General features: G+C 61.6%; 12 protein-coding genes. 7 read left to right on the top strand and 5 right to left on the bottom strand.

The genetic code is table 11. The features are described 5' to 3' along the window. Positions 1-8: 8 nt before the first annotated feature. From AC1RR7_RS25645 to AC1RR7_RS25625, 5 genes are all read right to left on the bottom strand, one after another. Positions 9-935 carry a GGDEF domain-containing protein gene (locus AC1RR7_RS25645; protein WP_096821014.1) on the bottom strand — a complete coding sequence of 309 codons (927 nt, stop codon included), beginning with the start codon at positions 933-935 and terminating at the stop codon, positions 9-11. 362 nt (positions 936-1,297) lie between these two features. Then, the gene (locus tag AC1RR7_RS25640; RefSeq protein WP_007950904.1) at positions 1,298-2,038 is read right to left on the bottom strand and encodes a YciK family oxidoreductase; all 741 of its coding nucleotides are present in this window, start codon (positions 2,036-2,038) and stop codon (positions 1,298-1,300) included. A gap of 67 nt (positions 2,039-2,105) precedes the next feature. Next, positions 2,106-2,777 (bottom strand): N-acetylmuramic acid 6-phosphate phosphatase MupP, encoded by a 672-nt coding sequence (gene mupP / locus AC1RR7_RS25635; RefSeq protein ID WP_169431383.1) that lies wholly within the window; start codon positions 2,775-2,777, stop codon positions 2,106-2,108. A gap of 4 nt (positions 2,778-2,781) precedes the next feature. Continuing rightward, a complete protein-coding gene (ubiG, locus tag AC1RR7_RS25630) occupies positions 2,782-3,480 on the bottom strand; it encodes a bifunctional 2-polyprenyl-6-hydroxyphenol methylase/3-demethylubiquinol 3-O-methyltransferase UbiG (RefSeq protein ID WP_007950906.1) in 699 nt (232 codons plus the stop codon). Between the two features lie 57 nt (positions 3,481-3,537). Next, positions 3,538-4,872, bottom strand: a complete 1,335-nt coding sequence (locus tag AC1RR7_RS25625) for a TRZ/ATZ family hydrolase (RefSeq protein WP_493158682.1) — start codon at positions 4,870-4,872, stop codon at positions 3,538-3,540. 108 nt (positions 4,873-4,980) lie between these two features. Between AC1RR7_RS25625 and mtnA the strand changes: the two genes are divergently transcribed. From mtnA to cmk, 7 genes are all read left to right on the top strand, one after another. Then, positions 4,981-6,057, top strand: a complete 1,077-nt coding sequence (mtnA, locus tag AC1RR7_RS25620) for an S-methyl-5-thioribose-1-phosphate isomerase (protein WP_102620487.1) — start codon at positions 4,981-4,983, stop codon at positions 6,055-6,057. 424 nt (positions 6,058-6,481) lie between these two features. Further along, on the top strand, positions 6,482-9,265 hold the full coding sequence (gene gyrA / locus AC1RR7_RS25615) for a DNA gyrase subunit A (RefSeq protein WP_096821018.1): 2,784 nt from the start codon (positions 6,482-6,484) through the stop codon (positions 9,263-9,265). A gap of 64 nt (positions 9,266-9,329) precedes the next feature. Further along, positions 9,330-10,415 carry a 3-phosphoserine/phosphohydroxythreonine transaminase gene (gene serC / locus AC1RR7_RS25610; protein WP_096821019.1) on the top strand — a complete coding sequence of 362 codons (1,086 nt, stop codon included), beginning with the start codon at positions 9,330-9,332 and terminating at the stop codon, positions 10,413-10,415. Continuing rightward, a complete protein-coding gene (gene pheA / locus AC1RR7_RS25605) occupies positions 10,415-11,509 on the top strand; it encodes a prephenate dehydratase (protein WP_007950913.1) in 1,095 nt (364 codons plus the stop codon). The genes serC and pheA overlap by 1 nt, the downstream gene beginning before the upstream one ends. Before the next feature lie 12 nt (positions 11,510-11,521). After that, on the top strand, positions 11,522-12,634 hold the full coding sequence (gene hisC / locus AC1RR7_RS25600; RefSeq protein ID WP_007950914.1) for a histidinol-phosphate transaminase: 1,113 nt from the start codon (positions 11,522-11,524) through the stop codon (positions 12,632-12,634). Between the two features lie 28 nt (positions 12,635-12,662). Continuing rightward, entirely contained in the window at positions 12,663-14,870 is a 2,208-nt protein-coding gene (locus AC1RR7_RS25595) for a bifunctional prephenate dehydrogenase/3-phosphoshikimate 1-carboxyvinyltransferase (RefSeq protein WP_493158719.1), read from the top strand. After that, positions 14,867-15,556 carry a (d)CMP kinase gene (cmk, locus tag AC1RR7_RS25590; protein ID WP_007950916.1) on the top strand — a complete coding sequence of 230 codons (690 nt, stop codon included), beginning with the start codon at positions 14,867-14,869 and terminating at the stop codon, positions 15,554-15,556. The genes AC1RR7_RS25595 and cmk overlap by 4 nt, the downstream gene beginning before the upstream one ends. Positions 15,557-15,563: the final 7 nt, after the last annotated feature.

Genomic DNA, 15,563 nt, shown 5'->3' with positions numbered 1-15,563 from the left:
GATAAGGCTCAGCCGGCCATTGTCAGGCGATTGCGCCCCTCGCGCTTGGCCACGTACAGCGCGCTGTCGGCGCGGCGCAGCAGGCTGTCGGCGGACTCGCCCGGCAGCAGGGTCGAACAACCGAGGCTCACGGTCAGTTCGATCAACTGGCCATCGGCGTAGTAGTCCTGGGCTTGTGCTGCATAGCGCAGGCGTTCGCCAACCATCGCGGCGGCTTCGCGGCTGGTGTTGGACAGCAGGATCAGGAACTCTTCCCCGCCATAGCGAAATACCATGTCGACGTTGCGCAACTGGTCCTTGATCGATGCCGCGACGGCTTTGAGCACTTCATCGCCGGCCGTGTGGCCATGGCTGTCGTTGACCTGTTTGAAATGGTCGATGTCCAGCATCAGCAGCGACAACGGTTGCAGGTGTCGACGCGACATCTCGATTTCCCGCTGCAGGGTCTGCTCCATGGCGATGCGGTTGCCGGCGCCGGTCAATGGATCACGCAGCGCGGTTTGCGTCGCGACACGATAGAGCAACGCATTGCGCATCGGGTACAGCAGGGACGACAGGAGCGATTCCAGATTGCCCAGTTCCTGCTCGCTGAAACGCTGGTTGCGGCGAAACACCAGTTCGCCCATGTGCTCGCCGTCGTGGCTGAGGCTGTAGCTGGCGGAATGATGACCACGGGCACCGAATTCCAGGCGCAAGTCGCTACCGCTGTGCACATAGCTCAAGGCATCGAGCGGCACCAGACGCTGAACTTCGCGGAAGAACAGACCCAGGATACGTTGGGGCTCAAGGCTGGTTTGCAGTTGCAGGCTCATTTGCTGGCGCAATTGCGCCAGGCTGACAGGTCGCTCCAGAAGCGGAGGCAGCTGACCAAAGCCCAGGCGTTGCAATTTGGCACTATCGAAGTCAATTGCAGTGGTCTGGGAGGGTGATTTCATATGGCGTGAGCCCCTAAGCAGTAAGTCTGTCTTACAGGCTGGGTGAGAGCGGCTATGGGCTGCGCGTCATACTGATCCATCAGTCCCGTAGGACATTTGGCGTAAGTTTAGTCTGCCCGATGACGATTAGTCAGCTATCGAATCAGGCCTTGCCCGACTGCCTTCACTCGGCGTGCTTTCAGGGAATGTAGAGCGAAAGTCGTGCCATTCAGTTCAGGTTTTATTAAAACCGTTGCGAATCAAAGGCTTGAGTTTTGTGTGAGGAGAGAGGTGGTGGTTATTTGACTGAAACTGGCCTGCGCAAAGCGGCAAATGCCTGCCGCGACGGGAATCCGCCGCGGCAACAAATGCGACGTATGGCACTACTGAGCGTTGAATGCCTGGCCGTTGATACCCGTGCTGTCCGGGCCCATCAGGTACAGATAGACCGGCATGATCTCTTCCGGAGTCGGGTTGTTCAGCGGGTTTTCGCCCGGGTAAGCCTGAGCGCGCATGCTGGTGCGGGTGGCGCCCGGGTTGATGCTGTTGGAACGCACCGGGGCGACGTTTTCGACTTCGTCGGCCAGGGTTTGCATCAGCCCTTCGGTGGCGAACTTGGACACGCCATAGGCGCCCCAGTACGCGCGGCCCTTGCGCCCGACGCTGCTGGAGGTGAACACCACCGAGGCATCCTGGGACAGTTTGAGCAGCGGCAGCAGGGTGCTGGTCAGCATGAACATCGCGTTGACGTTGACCTGCATGACGCGCATGAAGTTTTCACCGGACAGCTGTTCGATCGGCGTGCGCGGGCCGATGATCGAGGCGTTGTGCAGCAGACCGTCGAGGTGGCCGAACTCGGTCTCGATCATCGCCGCCAGCTCATCGTATTGATGGGGCAGGGCGGTTTCGAGGTTGAACGGGATCACCGCCGGCTGCGGATGCCCGGCCGCTTCGATCTCGTCGTAGACCTGGGTCAGGTTGGCTTCGGTCTTGCCCAGCAGCAACACGGTCGCACCGTGGGCCGCGTAGGTCTTGGCGGCCGCCGCACCGATGCCGCGACCGGCACCGGTGACCAGAATGACCCGATCCTTGAGCAATTCGGGGCGAGCGGAGTAATCAAACATATAAAACCTCTAATCCATTAACTTCTGATCAGTCCCACGACCGGCATGGGAATGCAGTGGACACGATTCAGCAACTGCAGAGTGCGTTATCCAGCACCTTGCGCAACTCCAGCGGATGATCCACCACCACGTCCGCGCCCCAGTGCCGCGGGTTGTCGTCCGGGTGAATGTAGCCGTAGGTCACGGCAGCGGTCCTGGTGCCCGCGTCACGGCCGGATTCGATATCGCGCAGATCATCGCCGATAAACAGAACGCTCGATGGATCCAGATCAAGCATCTTGCAGGCGAGGATCAGCATCTCGGGATCCGGTTTGCTGTTCTTCACGTGATCCGGGCAGATCAGCAGGGCCGAGCGCTCGGCCAGCCCCAGTTGCTGCATGATCGGTTCGGCGAAGCGCAATGGCTTGTTGGTGACCACGCCCCAGACCAGATTGGCTTTTTCGATGTCGGCCAGCAATTCGCCCATGCCGTCGAACAGCTTGCTGTGCACGGCGCAGCCGGCGAGGTAGCGTTCGAGGAACTCAAGGCGTAACTCCTCGAAGCCCGGTGATTCCGGATCCATCGAAAACGTCACTGCGACCATGGCCTTGGCGCCGCCGGAGATTTCGTCGCGGATGTGCTTGTCGTTCATTGGCGGCAAACCGCGATCCGCGCGCATCGCCTGGCAAATGGCGATGAAATCCGGCGCGGTGTCGAGCAGCGTGCCGTCCATGTCGAAAAGGACTGCTCTGATGGCCATCGGCTTACTCCTCGCGCAGGGTCTGGATCATGTAGTTGACGTCAACGTCCGCCGCCAGCTTGTAGTGCTTGGTCAGCGGGTTGTAGGTCAGACCGATGATGTCCTTGACGGTGAGGCCGGCCATGCGGCTCCACGCACCCAGCTCGGATGGGCGGATGAATTTCTTGAAGTCGTGGGTGCCGCGTGGCAGCAACTTCATGATGTACTCGGCGCCGACGATGGCGAACAGGTACGCCTTCGGGTTGCGGTTGATGGTGGAGAAGAACACCTGGCCACCAGGCTTGACCATGCGGAAGCAGGCGCGGATCACCGACGATGGGTCCGGCACGTGTTCGAGCATTTCCAGGCAGGTGACAACGTCGAACTGCTCGGGCATTTCTTCGGCCAGGGCTTCGGCGGTGATCTGCCGGTATTCGACGTTCACGCCGGATTCCAGCTGATGCAGTTGTGCGACCGCCAGCGGCGCTTCGCCCATGTCGATGCCGGTCACGGTCGCGCCGCGTTGGGCCATGGCTTCGCTGAGGATGCCGCCGCCGCAACCGACGTCGAGGACTTTCTTGCCAGCCAGGTTGACGCGCTCGTCAATCCAGTTGACCCGCAGCGGGTTGATGTCGTGCAGCGGTTTGAACTCGCTTTCGCGGTCCCACCAGCGATGGGCCAGTGCTTCGAATTTGGCGATTTCGGCGTGGTCGACGTTGCTCATGATTCAATCCTCTAAAACTTGAAAAAGGCTGTAGCCCCGGAGTTTGCCCCGGGGTGTTTACGATTCGGTGTGGCCGCTGATGCGACGGCCCCAGGCCCGGGCGGTTTCGCCCAGCTGCTGTTCGTCCAGGCGCGTCAGGCGCCGGTCGTCGAGTAATTGCTTGCCGGCGACCCACAGGTGTTTCACGCAGTCCCGGCCGGTGGCGTATATGAGCTGCGAGACCGGGTCATAGACCGGTTGTTGTGCCAGGCCGGACAGGTCGAACGCGACAATGTCCGCGGCTTTGCCGAGTTCCAGGGAGCCGGTCTCGGCTTCGATCCCCAAGGCCCGCGCGCCGTTCAGCGTGGCCATGCGCAGCGCCCGATGGGCGTCCAGCGCGGTGGCCGAGCCAGCAACAGCCTTGGCCAACAGTGCAGCCGTGCGGGTTTCGCCCAGCAGGTCCAGATCATTGTTGCTCGCCGCGCCATCGGTGCCGATCGCGACGTTGACCCCGGCCTGCCACAGGCGCTCGACCGGGCAGAAGCCGCTGGCCAGTTTCAGGTTCGACTCCGGGCAATGGATCACATTGGTGTTGCTTTCTACCAGCAACGCCAGGTCGTCATCGCTGATCTGGGTCATGTGCACGGCCTGGAAGCGCGGCCCGAGCAGGCCAAGTCGGCCGAGGCGGGCCAGCGGGCGTTCGCCGCGCTGTTCGACCGCTTGCTGCACTTCGAAGGCGGTTTCGTGAACATGCATGTGGATCGAGGCGTCCAGCTCTTCGGCGATCACGCGGATTTTTTCCAGGTTCTCATCGCCGACGGTGTAGGGTGCGTGAGGGCCAAAGGTAATCTTGATACGTTCGTGATGCTTCAGATCGCCGAACAGTTCGACGCCCTGACGAATGGCTTCATCGGCGCTGGCAGCGCCCGGAATCGGGAAATCGAGGATCGGAATGGCGATCTGCGCACGGATTCCGCTGTTGTGCACGCGCTCACTGGCAACCTTCGGGAAGAAATACATGTCCGAGAAACAGGTGATGCCACCTTTTATCTGCTCGGCGATGGCCAGGTCAGTGCCGTCACGCACGAAATCTTCATCGACCCATTTGCCTTCGGCGGGCCAGATATGGTTTTCCAGCCAGGTCATCAACGGCAGATCGTCAGCGAGGCCGCGGAACAGGGTCATGGCGGCATGGCCATGAGCGTTGATCAGGCCGGGGCTGAGCAGCACGTCCGGCAATTCGCGGACTTCGGCGGCGTTACACTTCAAGGCTTCGGCGCGCGGGCCGATGAACACGATGCGGCCGTCGCGGATGCCCAGGCCATGCTCCTTGAGCACAACGCCTGCGGGTTCGACGGGTACCAGCCAGGTCGGCAGCAATAATAAGTCGAGCGCAATGGCAGGTTTCGGCATCGAGGGTCGGTTCCAGTGCTTTTGTAAAGGATGGCGAAGTATACCCGAGCGTCTTCGCGGGGGGATCGCTATAATCGGCGGCTTTTGTTCATGAGTGCGGGGTGAGGGATGCGCGATCGACTGTTGGCTGCGGAGAAAGTGAAGGCCATCGATTGGCGTGATGGCGCGCTCTACCTGCTGGATCAGCGCGTTTTGCCATTCGAGGAAAACTGGATCGCCTACACCAGCGCCGCCGGCGTGGCCGAAGCGATTCGCTCGATGGTGGTGCGCGGTGCGCCGGCGATCGGCATCAGTGCTGCGTACGGCATCGTGCTGGCGGCCCGTACCCGGATTGCCGAAGGTGGCGACTGGTATGCGGCGCTGGAAGAGGATTTCATGCTGTTGGCCGATTCCCGTCCGACCGCGGTCAACCTGTTCTGGGCGTTGAACCGCATGCATGACCGGCTGGATCGCCTGAAGGACAACGCCGATCCGCTGGCGGCGCTCGAAGCCGAAGCCATCGCCATTCATGAAAGCGATCGTGAAGCCAACCTGACCATGGCTCAGCTCGGCGTCGACCTGATCCGCAAACATCAGGGCAATGCTCAGGCGATCCTGACCCACTGCAACACCGGCGCCCTGGCCACCGGCGGTTTCGGCACGGCGCTCGGGGTGATCCGCGCAGCGTTCATCGAGGGTATGGTCGAGCGCGTCTACGCCGACGAAACCCGGCCGTGGCTGCAGGGCTCGCGCCTGACCGCGTGGGAGCTGGCCAACGAAGGCATTCCGGTAACGCTCAATGCCGACTCGGCTGCCGCGCACATCATGAAAACCAAAGGCGTGACCTGGGTCATCGTCGGCGCCGACCGGATCACCGCCAACGGCGACGTGGCGAACAAGATCGGTACCTATCAACTGGCGGTCAACGCCATGCACCACGGCGTGCGTTTCATGGTGGTGGCACCGAGTTCGACCATCGACATGAATCTGGCCAGCGGTGATGACATTCCGATCGAGGAGCGCGACGGCGCCGAGTTGCTGGAAGTCGGCGGCAAGCGCGTCGGGGCGGATGTCGAAGCGTTCAACCCGGTATTTGACGTGACGCCGGCGGACCTGATCGATGCGATCGTCACCGAAAAGGGCATCGTCGAGCGCCCGGACACCGCGAAAATGGCCCAGTTGATGTGCCGCAAGCGCCTGCATTAAGGGTGTTCACTGCCCGCTAAATGGCCATCGCCAGCAGGCTGGCTCCTACAGGTTTTGTGTCCGATACGGATCCTGTGGGAGCCGGCTTGCCAGCGATGGGGCCTTGAAAGTCAATAAACATCCGCAATTTCGTCTCGAAATTTGCATTCGGAGAAGCTCTGAGCCTCTCTCGTCCCCGTTAAGCCTGTCATCGGTCATCTAACTATGCTCCATGCGCATCTGGGGGATAGGTGCGTGGCGGCTCTTGTGATAACATCCGGCGTTTTCCGAGGCAGTCCCACGGGGTTGTCTTCACTGCGCAAATCCAGGGTCAACTTGTTGATTTGTCGTAAGTCGGCGCATGGCACTCAGCCTGCATCGACGAGCTTCGTGCGTCCCCTATGGATATGGCGAAGTTTCACCAGAAAAAGGAATCAGGCTTCTCATGGGCGAACTGGCCAAAGAAATCCTCCCGGTCAATATCGAAGACGAGCTGAAACAGTCCTATCTCGATTACGCGATGAGCGTGATCGTCGGCCGTGCACTGCCGGATGCGCGCGATGGCTTGAAGCCCGTGCACCGTCGCGTGCTGTTCGCGATGAGCGAGCTGGGCAACGACTTCAACAAGCCGTACAAGAAATCTGCCCGTGTCGTCGGTGACGTGATCGGTAAGTATCACCCGCACGGTGATACCGCGGTGTACGACACCATCGTTCGTATGGCGCAGCCATTCTCGCTGCGTTATCTGCTGGTGGACGGTCAGGGCAACTTCGGTTCGGTGGACGGCGACAACGCCGCGGCCATGCGATACACCGAAGTGCGCATGACCAAGCTGGCGCACGAGCTGCTGGCCGACCTGCACAAGGAAACCGTGGACTGGGTGCCGAACTACGACGGCACCGAACTGATCCCGGCGGTCATGCCGACCCGCGTTCCGAACCTGCTGGTCAACGGTTCCAGTGGTATCGCCGTGGGTATGGCGACCAACATTCCGCCGCACAACCTCGGTGAAGTCATCGACGGTTGCCTGGCCCTCATCGACAATCCCGAGCTGACCGTCGATGAGCTGATGCAATACATTCCCGGTCCGGACTTCCCGACCGCCGCGATCATCAACGGTCGCGCCGGCATCATCGAAGCCTACCGCACCGGCCGTGGCCGCATTTACATGCGCGCCCGTTCGATCATCGAAGACATCGACAAGGTCGGTGGCCGTCAGCAGATCGTCATCACCGAGCTGCCTTACCAGCTGAACAAGGCGCGTCTGATCGAGAAGATCGCCGAGCTGGTAAAAGAGAAGAAACTCGAAGGCATCACCGAACTGCGCGACGAGTCCGACAAGGACGGTATGCGCGTCGTGATCGAGCTGCGTCGCGGCGAAGTGCCTGAGGTGATCCTCAACAACCTCTACGCCCAGACCCAGCTGCAATCGGTATTCGGCATCAACATCGTTGCGCTGATCGACGGTCGTCCACGCATCCTGAACCTCAAGGATCTGCTGGAAGCCTTCGTCCGTCACCGTCGCGAAGTCGTTACCCGCCGTACCGTGTTCGAACTGCGCAAGGCTCGTGAGCGTGGCCACATCCTCGAAGGTCAGGCGGTAGCCCTGTCGAACATCGACCCGGTGATCGCGCTGATCAAGGCTTCGCCGACGCCGTCGGAAGCCAAGGAAGCGCTGGTCAGCACGCCGTGGGAGTCCTCGGCGGTGGTCGCGATGGTCGAGCGTGCCGGTGCCGATTCGTGCCGTCCGGAAAACCTCGATCCGCAATACGGTCTGCGTGAAGGCAAGTACTTCCTGTCGCCGGAACAGGCGCAAGCCATTCTGGAACTGCGTCTGCACCGCCTGACCGGCCTGGAGCACGAAAAGCTGCTGGCCGAGTATCAAGAGATCCTCAACCAGATCGGCGAGCTGATCCGCATCCTCAACAGCGCCGTGCGCCTGATGGAAGTGATCCGCGAAGAACTGGAAGTGATCCGCGCCGAATACGGCGACGTGCGCCGCACCGAGATTCTCGATGCGCGCCTCGACCTGACCCTGGGTGACATGATCCCGGAAGAAGAGCGCGTCGTGACCATTTCCCACGGCGGCTATGCCAAGACCCAGCCGCTGGCTGCGTACCAGGCCCAGCGTCGTGGCGGTAAAGGCAAATCGGCTACCGGCGTGAAAGATGAGGACTACATCGCTCACCTGCTGGTTGCCAACAGCCACACCACGCTGTTGCTGTTCTCCAGCAAGGGCAAGGTGTACTGGCTCAAGACCTACGAGATTCCGGAAGCGTCCCGCGCCGCCCGTGGTCGTCCGCTGGTCAACCTGCTGCCGCTGGATGACGGTGAATACATCACCACCATGCTGCCGGTCGATCTCGAAGCCATGAAGCGTCAGGCTGATGAAGAAGAAGCCGAAGGCGCCGAGGCTGATGTAGAAGAAATCGAAAACAGCAACGAAACCGAAGAAGAGCGCAAGGCACGTATCAAGGCTGCCGACCGCAAGAAGGCACCGTTCATCTTCATGTCGACCGCCAACGGTACCGTCAAGAAGACCCCGCTGGTGGCCTTCAGCCGTCAGCGCAGCGTCGGTCTGATCGCGCTGGAGCTGGACGAAGGCGACATCCTGATCTCCGCTGCCATCACCGATGGCGAGCAGGAAATCATGCTGTTCTCCGACGGCGGCAAGGTGACGCGCTTCAAGGAATCCGAAGTCCGCGCCATGGGTCGTACCGCTCGCGGTGTGCGTGGCATGCGTCTGCCGGAAGGGCAGAAGCTGATTTCCATGCTGATCCCGGAAGAAGGCAGCGAAATCCTGACGGCTTCCGAGCGCGGCTACGGCAAGCGCACGGCGATCACCGAGTTCCCTGAATACAAGCGTGGCGGTCAGGGCGTTATCGCCATGGTCAGCAACGAACGTAACGGCCGTCTGGTCGGCGCGGTTCAGGTGCAGGATGGTGAAGAGATCATGCTGATTTCCGACCAGGGCACGCTGGTGCGTACCCGTGTCGACGAAGTCTCCAGTCTGGGTCGTAACACCCAGGGCGTGACCCTGATCAAGCTGGCCAAGGATGAAACCCTGGTTGGTCTGGAGCGGGTCCAGGAACCTTCGGAAGTCGAGGGTGAAGAGTTTGAGGGTGAAGAAGGTGTCGAGCTGGAAGAAGGCGTGATCGGCGCCGAACCGGACGATGCCGTCGACAACCTGCAGGCGGACGCCGCAGACGAAGAAGAGTCGCAAGACTAACCAAACCGTAGCAGGGCAGAGTGTTTGCTCTGTCCGCTACCGTGATTGCATAGCGAGAGTGGATGTGAGCAAACGAGCCTTTAACTTCTGCGCAGGTCCCGCTGCGCTGCCTGAAGCTGTCCTGTTGCGTGCCCAGTCCGAGCTGCTCGACTGGCACGGCAAGGGTCTGTCGGTCATGGAAATGAGCCATCGTAGTGATGACTACGTGGCCATTGCCGAGAAAGCCGAACAGGACCTGCGCGACCTGCTGTCCATCCCCTCCAATTACAAAGTGCTGTTCCTGCAGGGCGGCGCGAGCCAGCAGTTCGCCGAGATTCCGCTGAACCTGCTGCCCGAGAACGGCACTGCCGACTATGTCGAAACCGGCATCTGGTCGAAGAAAGCCATCGAGGAAGCGCGTCGCTTCGGCAACATCAACGTTGCCGCCAGCGCCAAGCCTTATGACTACCTGGCCATTCCTGGTCAGAACGAGTGGAAGCTGACCCCGGGTGCGGCCTATCTGCACTATGCGTCCAACGAAACCATCGGTGGCCTGCAGTTTGACTGGGTTCCCGAGGCCGGTGACGTTCCGCTGGTGGTCGACATGTCCTCCGATATCCTCTCGCGCCCGATCGATGTGTCGCAGTACGGTCTGATCTACGCCGGTGCGCAGAAGAACATCGGCCCGAGCGGTCTGGTGGTGGTGATCGTCCGTGAGGACCTGTTGGGCCGCGCCCGCAGTTCGTGCCCGACCATGCTCGACTACAAGGTCTCGGCCGACAACGGTTCGATGTACAACACCCCGGCCACCTATTCCTGGTACCTCTCGGGCCTCGTTTTCGAGTGGCTGAAGGAGCAGGGCGGTGTCGCCGCGATGGAGCAGCGCAACAAGGCGAAGAAAGATCGCCTGTACGGCTTCATCGACAACAGCGATTTCTACACCAACCCGATCAGCATCAACGCCCGCTCGTGGATGAACGTGCCGTTCCGCCTGGCTGACGAGCGTCTGGACAAGGCGTTCCTGGCCGGCGCCGATGCTCGCGGCCTGCTCAACCTCAAGGGGCATCGTTCGGTCGGCGGCATGCGTGCCTCGATCTATAACGCCCTGGGCCTGGATGCGGTTGAGGCTCTGGTTGGTTACATGGCTGAATTCGAGAAGGAGCATTCCTGATGTCCGAGCAGGAGCTCAAGGCGCTGCGCGTTCGCATCGACAACCTCGATGAGAAGATCCTCCAGCTGATCAGCGATCGTGCACGCTGTGCCGAAGAGGTTGCACGGGTCAAGATGGCCAGTCTGGCCGAAGGCGAGCAGCCGGTGTTCTATCGTCCGGAGCGCGAGGCGCAGGTCCTCAAGCGCGTGATGGAACGCAACAAGGGGCCGCTGGGCAACGAAGAGATGGCGCGGCTGTTCCGCGAAATCATGTCCTCGTGCCTCGCCCTCGAGAACCCGCTGAAAGTAGCCTACCTCGGTCCGGAAGGCACCTTCACGCAAGCGGCGGCCATGAAGCACTTCGGTCACGCGGTGATCAGCAAGCCGATGGCAGCGATCGACGAAGTGTTCCGCGAAGTGGCGGCCGGTGCGGTGAATTTTGGCGTGGTGCCGGTGGAGAACTCCACCGAAGGTGCGGTCAACCACACCCTCGACAGCTTCCTCGAGCACGACATGGTCATCTGTGGCGAAGTCGAGCTGCGGATTCACCACCATCTGCTGGTAGGTGAAAACACCAAGACCGACAGCATCAGCCGCATTTATTCCCACGCCCAGTCGCTGGCCCAGTGCCGCAAGTGGCTGGACGCCCATTACCCGAATGTCGAGCGCGTGGCGGTGTCCAGCAACGCCGAAGCGGCCAAGCGGGTCAAGGGTGAGTGGAACTCGGCGGCGATCGCCGGTGACATGGCGGCCGGGCTGTATGGCCTGACCCGTCTGGCCGAGAAGATCGAGGATCGTCCGGACAACTCCACGCGCTTCCTGATGATCGGTAACCAGGAAGTGCCGCCGACCGGCGACGACAAGACGTCGATCATCGTGTCCATGAGCAACAAGCCCGGCGCGCTCCATGAGCTGCTGGTGCCGTTCCATGACAACGGGATCGACCTGACCCGGATCGAAACCCGTCCGTCGCGCAGCGGTAAATGGACCTACGTGTTCTTCATCGACTTCGTCGGCCATCACCGTGATCCGCTGATCAAGGGTGTGCTGGAAAAGATCAGTCAGGAAGCAGTAGCACTCAAGGTGCTGGGTTCCTACCCGAAAGCAGTTCTTTAAGGGGTGGTAGCAATGAGTGGCAACTTCCTCGCTCTGGCACAGCCGGGCGTGCAACAACTTTCGCCATACGTTCCGGGCAAGCCCGTGGACGAACTGGCTCGCGAACTGGATCTGGATCCGGCGAGCATCGTCAAACTGGCGAGCAACGAAAACCCGCTGGGCGCCAGCCCGAAGGCGCTGGCCGCGATCCGCGAAGCGCTGGACGAACTGACCCGCTATCCGGACGGTAACGGTTTCGCACTGAAATCCCTGCTGGCCGAGCAGTGCCGTGTCGAGCTGAACCAGGTCACCCTGGGCAACGGCTCCAATGACATTCTCGAGCTGGTGGCGCGCGCCTACCTGGCGCCGGGCCTGAATGCCGTGTTCAGTGAGCACGCGTTCGCGGTCTATCCGATTGCGACCCAGGCGGTCGGTGCTCAGGCCAAAGTCGTTCCGGCCAAGGATTGGGGGCATGACCTGCCAGCGATGCTGGCCGCCATCGACGCCAACACTCGCGTCGTGTTCATCGCCAACCCGAATAACCCGACCGGTACCTGGTTCGGCGCCGAGGCGCTGGACGAGTTCCTGCAGGACGTGCCGGAGCACGTGCTGGTGGTGCTGGACGAGGCTTACATCGAATACGCCGAAGGCAGCGATCTGCCGGATGGTCTGGATTTCCTCGCGGCTTACCCGAACCTGCTGGTCTCGCGCACCTTCTCCAAGGCCTATGGTCTGGCGGCCCTGCGGGTTGGCTACGGTTTGTCCACGCCAGTGGTGGCGGATGTGCTGAATCGCGTACGTCAGCCGTTCAACGTCAACAGCCTGGCCTTGGCCGCGGCGTGTGCGGCGCTGAAGGACGAGGAATATCTGGCGCAGAGCCGTCAGCTCAACGAGTCCGGCATGCAACAGCTGGAAGCGGGTTTCCGCGAGCTGGGCCTGAGCTGGATTCCGTCCAAGGGCAACTTTATCTGCGTCGACCTCGGTCAGGTGGCGGCTCCGGTGTTCCAGGGCCTGCTGCGCGAAGGCGTGATCGTGCGTCCGGTGGCCAACTACGGCATGCCGAACCATCTGCGGGTGACCATCGGTCTGCCGGCGGAAAACAGCCGCTTCCTCGAAGCGCTGCGCAAGGTTCTGGCTCGTGGGTGATGTCACTGCGCTGCAATCTGCTGCACCTATGATCGGGCGCCTGGTGGTGGTCGGTCTGGGGTTGATCGGTGGTTCGTTTGCCAAAGGCTTGCGTGAGAGCGGTCTGTGCCGCGAAGTGGTCGGGGTCGATCTCGACCCGCAATCGCGCAAGCTGGCGGTCGAGTTGGGTGTGGTGGATCGCTGCGAAGAAGACCTGGTGGCTGTCTGCCAGGGTGCGGACGTGATCCAGTTGGCGGTGCCGATCCTGGCCATGGAAAAAGTGCTGGCCCGTCTGGCTGGCATGGATCTGGGGCAGGCGATCCTGACGGATGTCGGCAGCGCCAAGGGCAATGTGGTGCGCGCGGCGACCGAAGCGTTCGGCGGCATGCCGGCGCGTTTCGTGCCGGGTCATCCGATTGCCGGTTCCGAGCAGAGCGGGGTGGAAGCCTCCAACTCAGAGCTGTTTCGTCGTCACAAGGTGATTCTGACCCCGCTGGAGCAGACCGATCCGGCTGCGCTGGCAGTGGTTGATCGCTTGTGGCGCGAGCTGGGTGCCGACGTCGAGCACATGCAGGTCGAGCGTCACGATGAAGTGCTGGCGGCGACCAGTCATCTGCCGCACCTGCTGGCCTTCGGTCTGGTTGATTCGCTGGCCAAGCGCAATGAAAACCTTGAGATCTTCCGTTACGCTGCGGGCGGTTTTCGCGATTTCACAAGAATCGCCGGAAGCGACCCGGTCATGTGGCATGACATCTTTCTCGCCAACCGCGAGGCTGTCCTGCGCACACTCGATACATTTCGCAGCGACCTCGACGCCTTGCGCGACGCGGTCGATGCAGGGGATGGGCACCAATTGTTGGGCGTCTTCACGCGCGCCCGGGTTGCCCGCGAGCATTTCAGTAAAATCCTGGCCCGCAGGGCCTATGTGGACGCTATGAATTCCAACGATCTGATTTTCCTGGCTCAACCTGGTGGCCGCCTCTCCGGTCGGATTCGCGTACCAGGTGACAAATCGATTTCCCACCGTTCGATCATGCTCGGTTCTCTGGCTGAAGGCGTCACTGAAGTCGAAGGCTTCCTCGAGGGCGAAGATGCCCTGGCGACCTTGCAGGCGTTCCGCGACATGGGCGTGGTCATCGAAGGCCCGCATCACGGCCGCGTGACCATCCACGGTGTCGGCCTGCACGGCCTGAAACCTGCGCCGGGCCCGATCTATCTGGGCAACTCCGGCACTTCGATGCGTCTGCTGTCCGGCCTGCTGGCCGCGCAGGATTTCGACAGCACTCTGACCGGTGATGCGTCGCTGTCCAAGCGTCCGATGAATCGCGTGGCCAACCCGCTGCGGGAAATGGGCGCCGTGATCGAAACCGCTGCCGAAGGTCGTCCGCCGATGACTATTCGTGGCGGTCACAAGCTCAAAGGCCTGACCTACACCATGCCGATGGCCAGTGCCCAGGTGAAATCCTGCCTGCTGCTGGCGGGTCTGTACGCCGAAGGCAAGACCACCGTGACCGAGCCGGCGCCGACCCGTGACCATACCGAGCGCATGCTGCGCGGCTTCGGCTATCCGGTAAGTGTCAATGGTGCCACGGCATCGGTTGAGTCCGGCGGCAAGCTGACCGCGACCCACATCGAAGTACCGGGCGACATCTCGTCGTCGGCGTTCTTCCTGGTGGCAGCGTCGATCGCCGAAGGTTCGGAGCTGGTGCTCGAGCACGTCGGTATCAACCCGACACGTACCGGTGTGATCGACATCCTGCGCTTGATGGGCGCCGACATCACCCTGGAAAACCAGCGTGAAGTGGGCGGCGAGCCGGTTGCAGACCTGCGCGTGCGAGCAGCTAAACTCAAAGGTATCGAGATTCCGGAAGCGCTGGTTCCACTGGCCATCGACGAGTTCCCGGTACTGTTCGTGGCGGCAGCCTGTGCCGAAGGGCGCACCGTGCTGACCGGCGCCGAAGAGTTGCGGGTCAAGGAATCGGACCGTATCCAGGTCATGGCGGACGGTTTGCTGGCGCTGGGCGTCAAGTGCGAGCCGACCCCGGACGGCATCATCATCGACGGCGGCCAGATTGGCGGCGGCGAAGTGCATGGTCATGGCGATCACCGTATCGCGATGGCTTTCAGCGTGGCCTCGCTGCGCGCCACTGCACCGATCCGCATCCATGATTGCGCCAACGTCGCGACATCGTTCCCGAACTTCCTGGCGCTGTGCGCGCAGGTCGGCATTCGTGTGGCGCAAGAGGCTCAGTCGTGAACAACATTGCTCCGGTCATCACCATCGATGGGCCAAGCGGCTCGGGCAAAGGCACCGTAGCCGGGATTCTGGCCAAGCGTCTGGGCTGGAACCTGCTGGATTCCGGTGCGCTGTATCGCTTGCTGGCGTTTGCTGCGCACAACCATGGTGTCGACCTGACCAATGAAGAGCTGCTGAAGAAACTGGCCGCTCATCTGGATGTGCAGTTCATCGCGGCGACCGACGGTCAGTTGCAACGCATCATTCTGGAAGGTGATGAAGTCAGCGATGTCATCCGCACCGAGAGCGTCGGTTCCGGCGCTTCCCAGGTGGCTGCATTGCCGGCCGTGCGTGAGGCGCTGCTGCAGCGCCAGCGTGCTTTCCAGGAAACGCCGGGCCTGGTGGCCGATGGCCGCGACATGGGAACGGTGGTATTTCCGAATGCGCCCTTGAAGATTTTCCTGACCGCCAGTGCCGAGGAGCGGGCGCGCCGTCGATATTTGCAGTTGAAGGGCAAAGTCGAGGGTGTTAGTCTGTCGAGTCTGCTAGATGAGATTCGTGCGCGCGATGAGCGTGATACCCAGCGAGCGGTGGCCCCGCTCAAGCCGGCGGCCGACGCGATACAGCTGGATTCCACGGAGTTGTCCATCGATCAGGTGCTTGAACGCATCATGAGCGAGATCGCCATTCGCGATATCGCCGGGTGACCAAGAA

This window comes from Pseudomonas sp. GW821-FHT11G12, from assembly GCF_058808055.1.
Note: the sequence above shows the minus strand (reverse complement) of the source record. Positions and strands in the feature narration are given on the sequence as shown.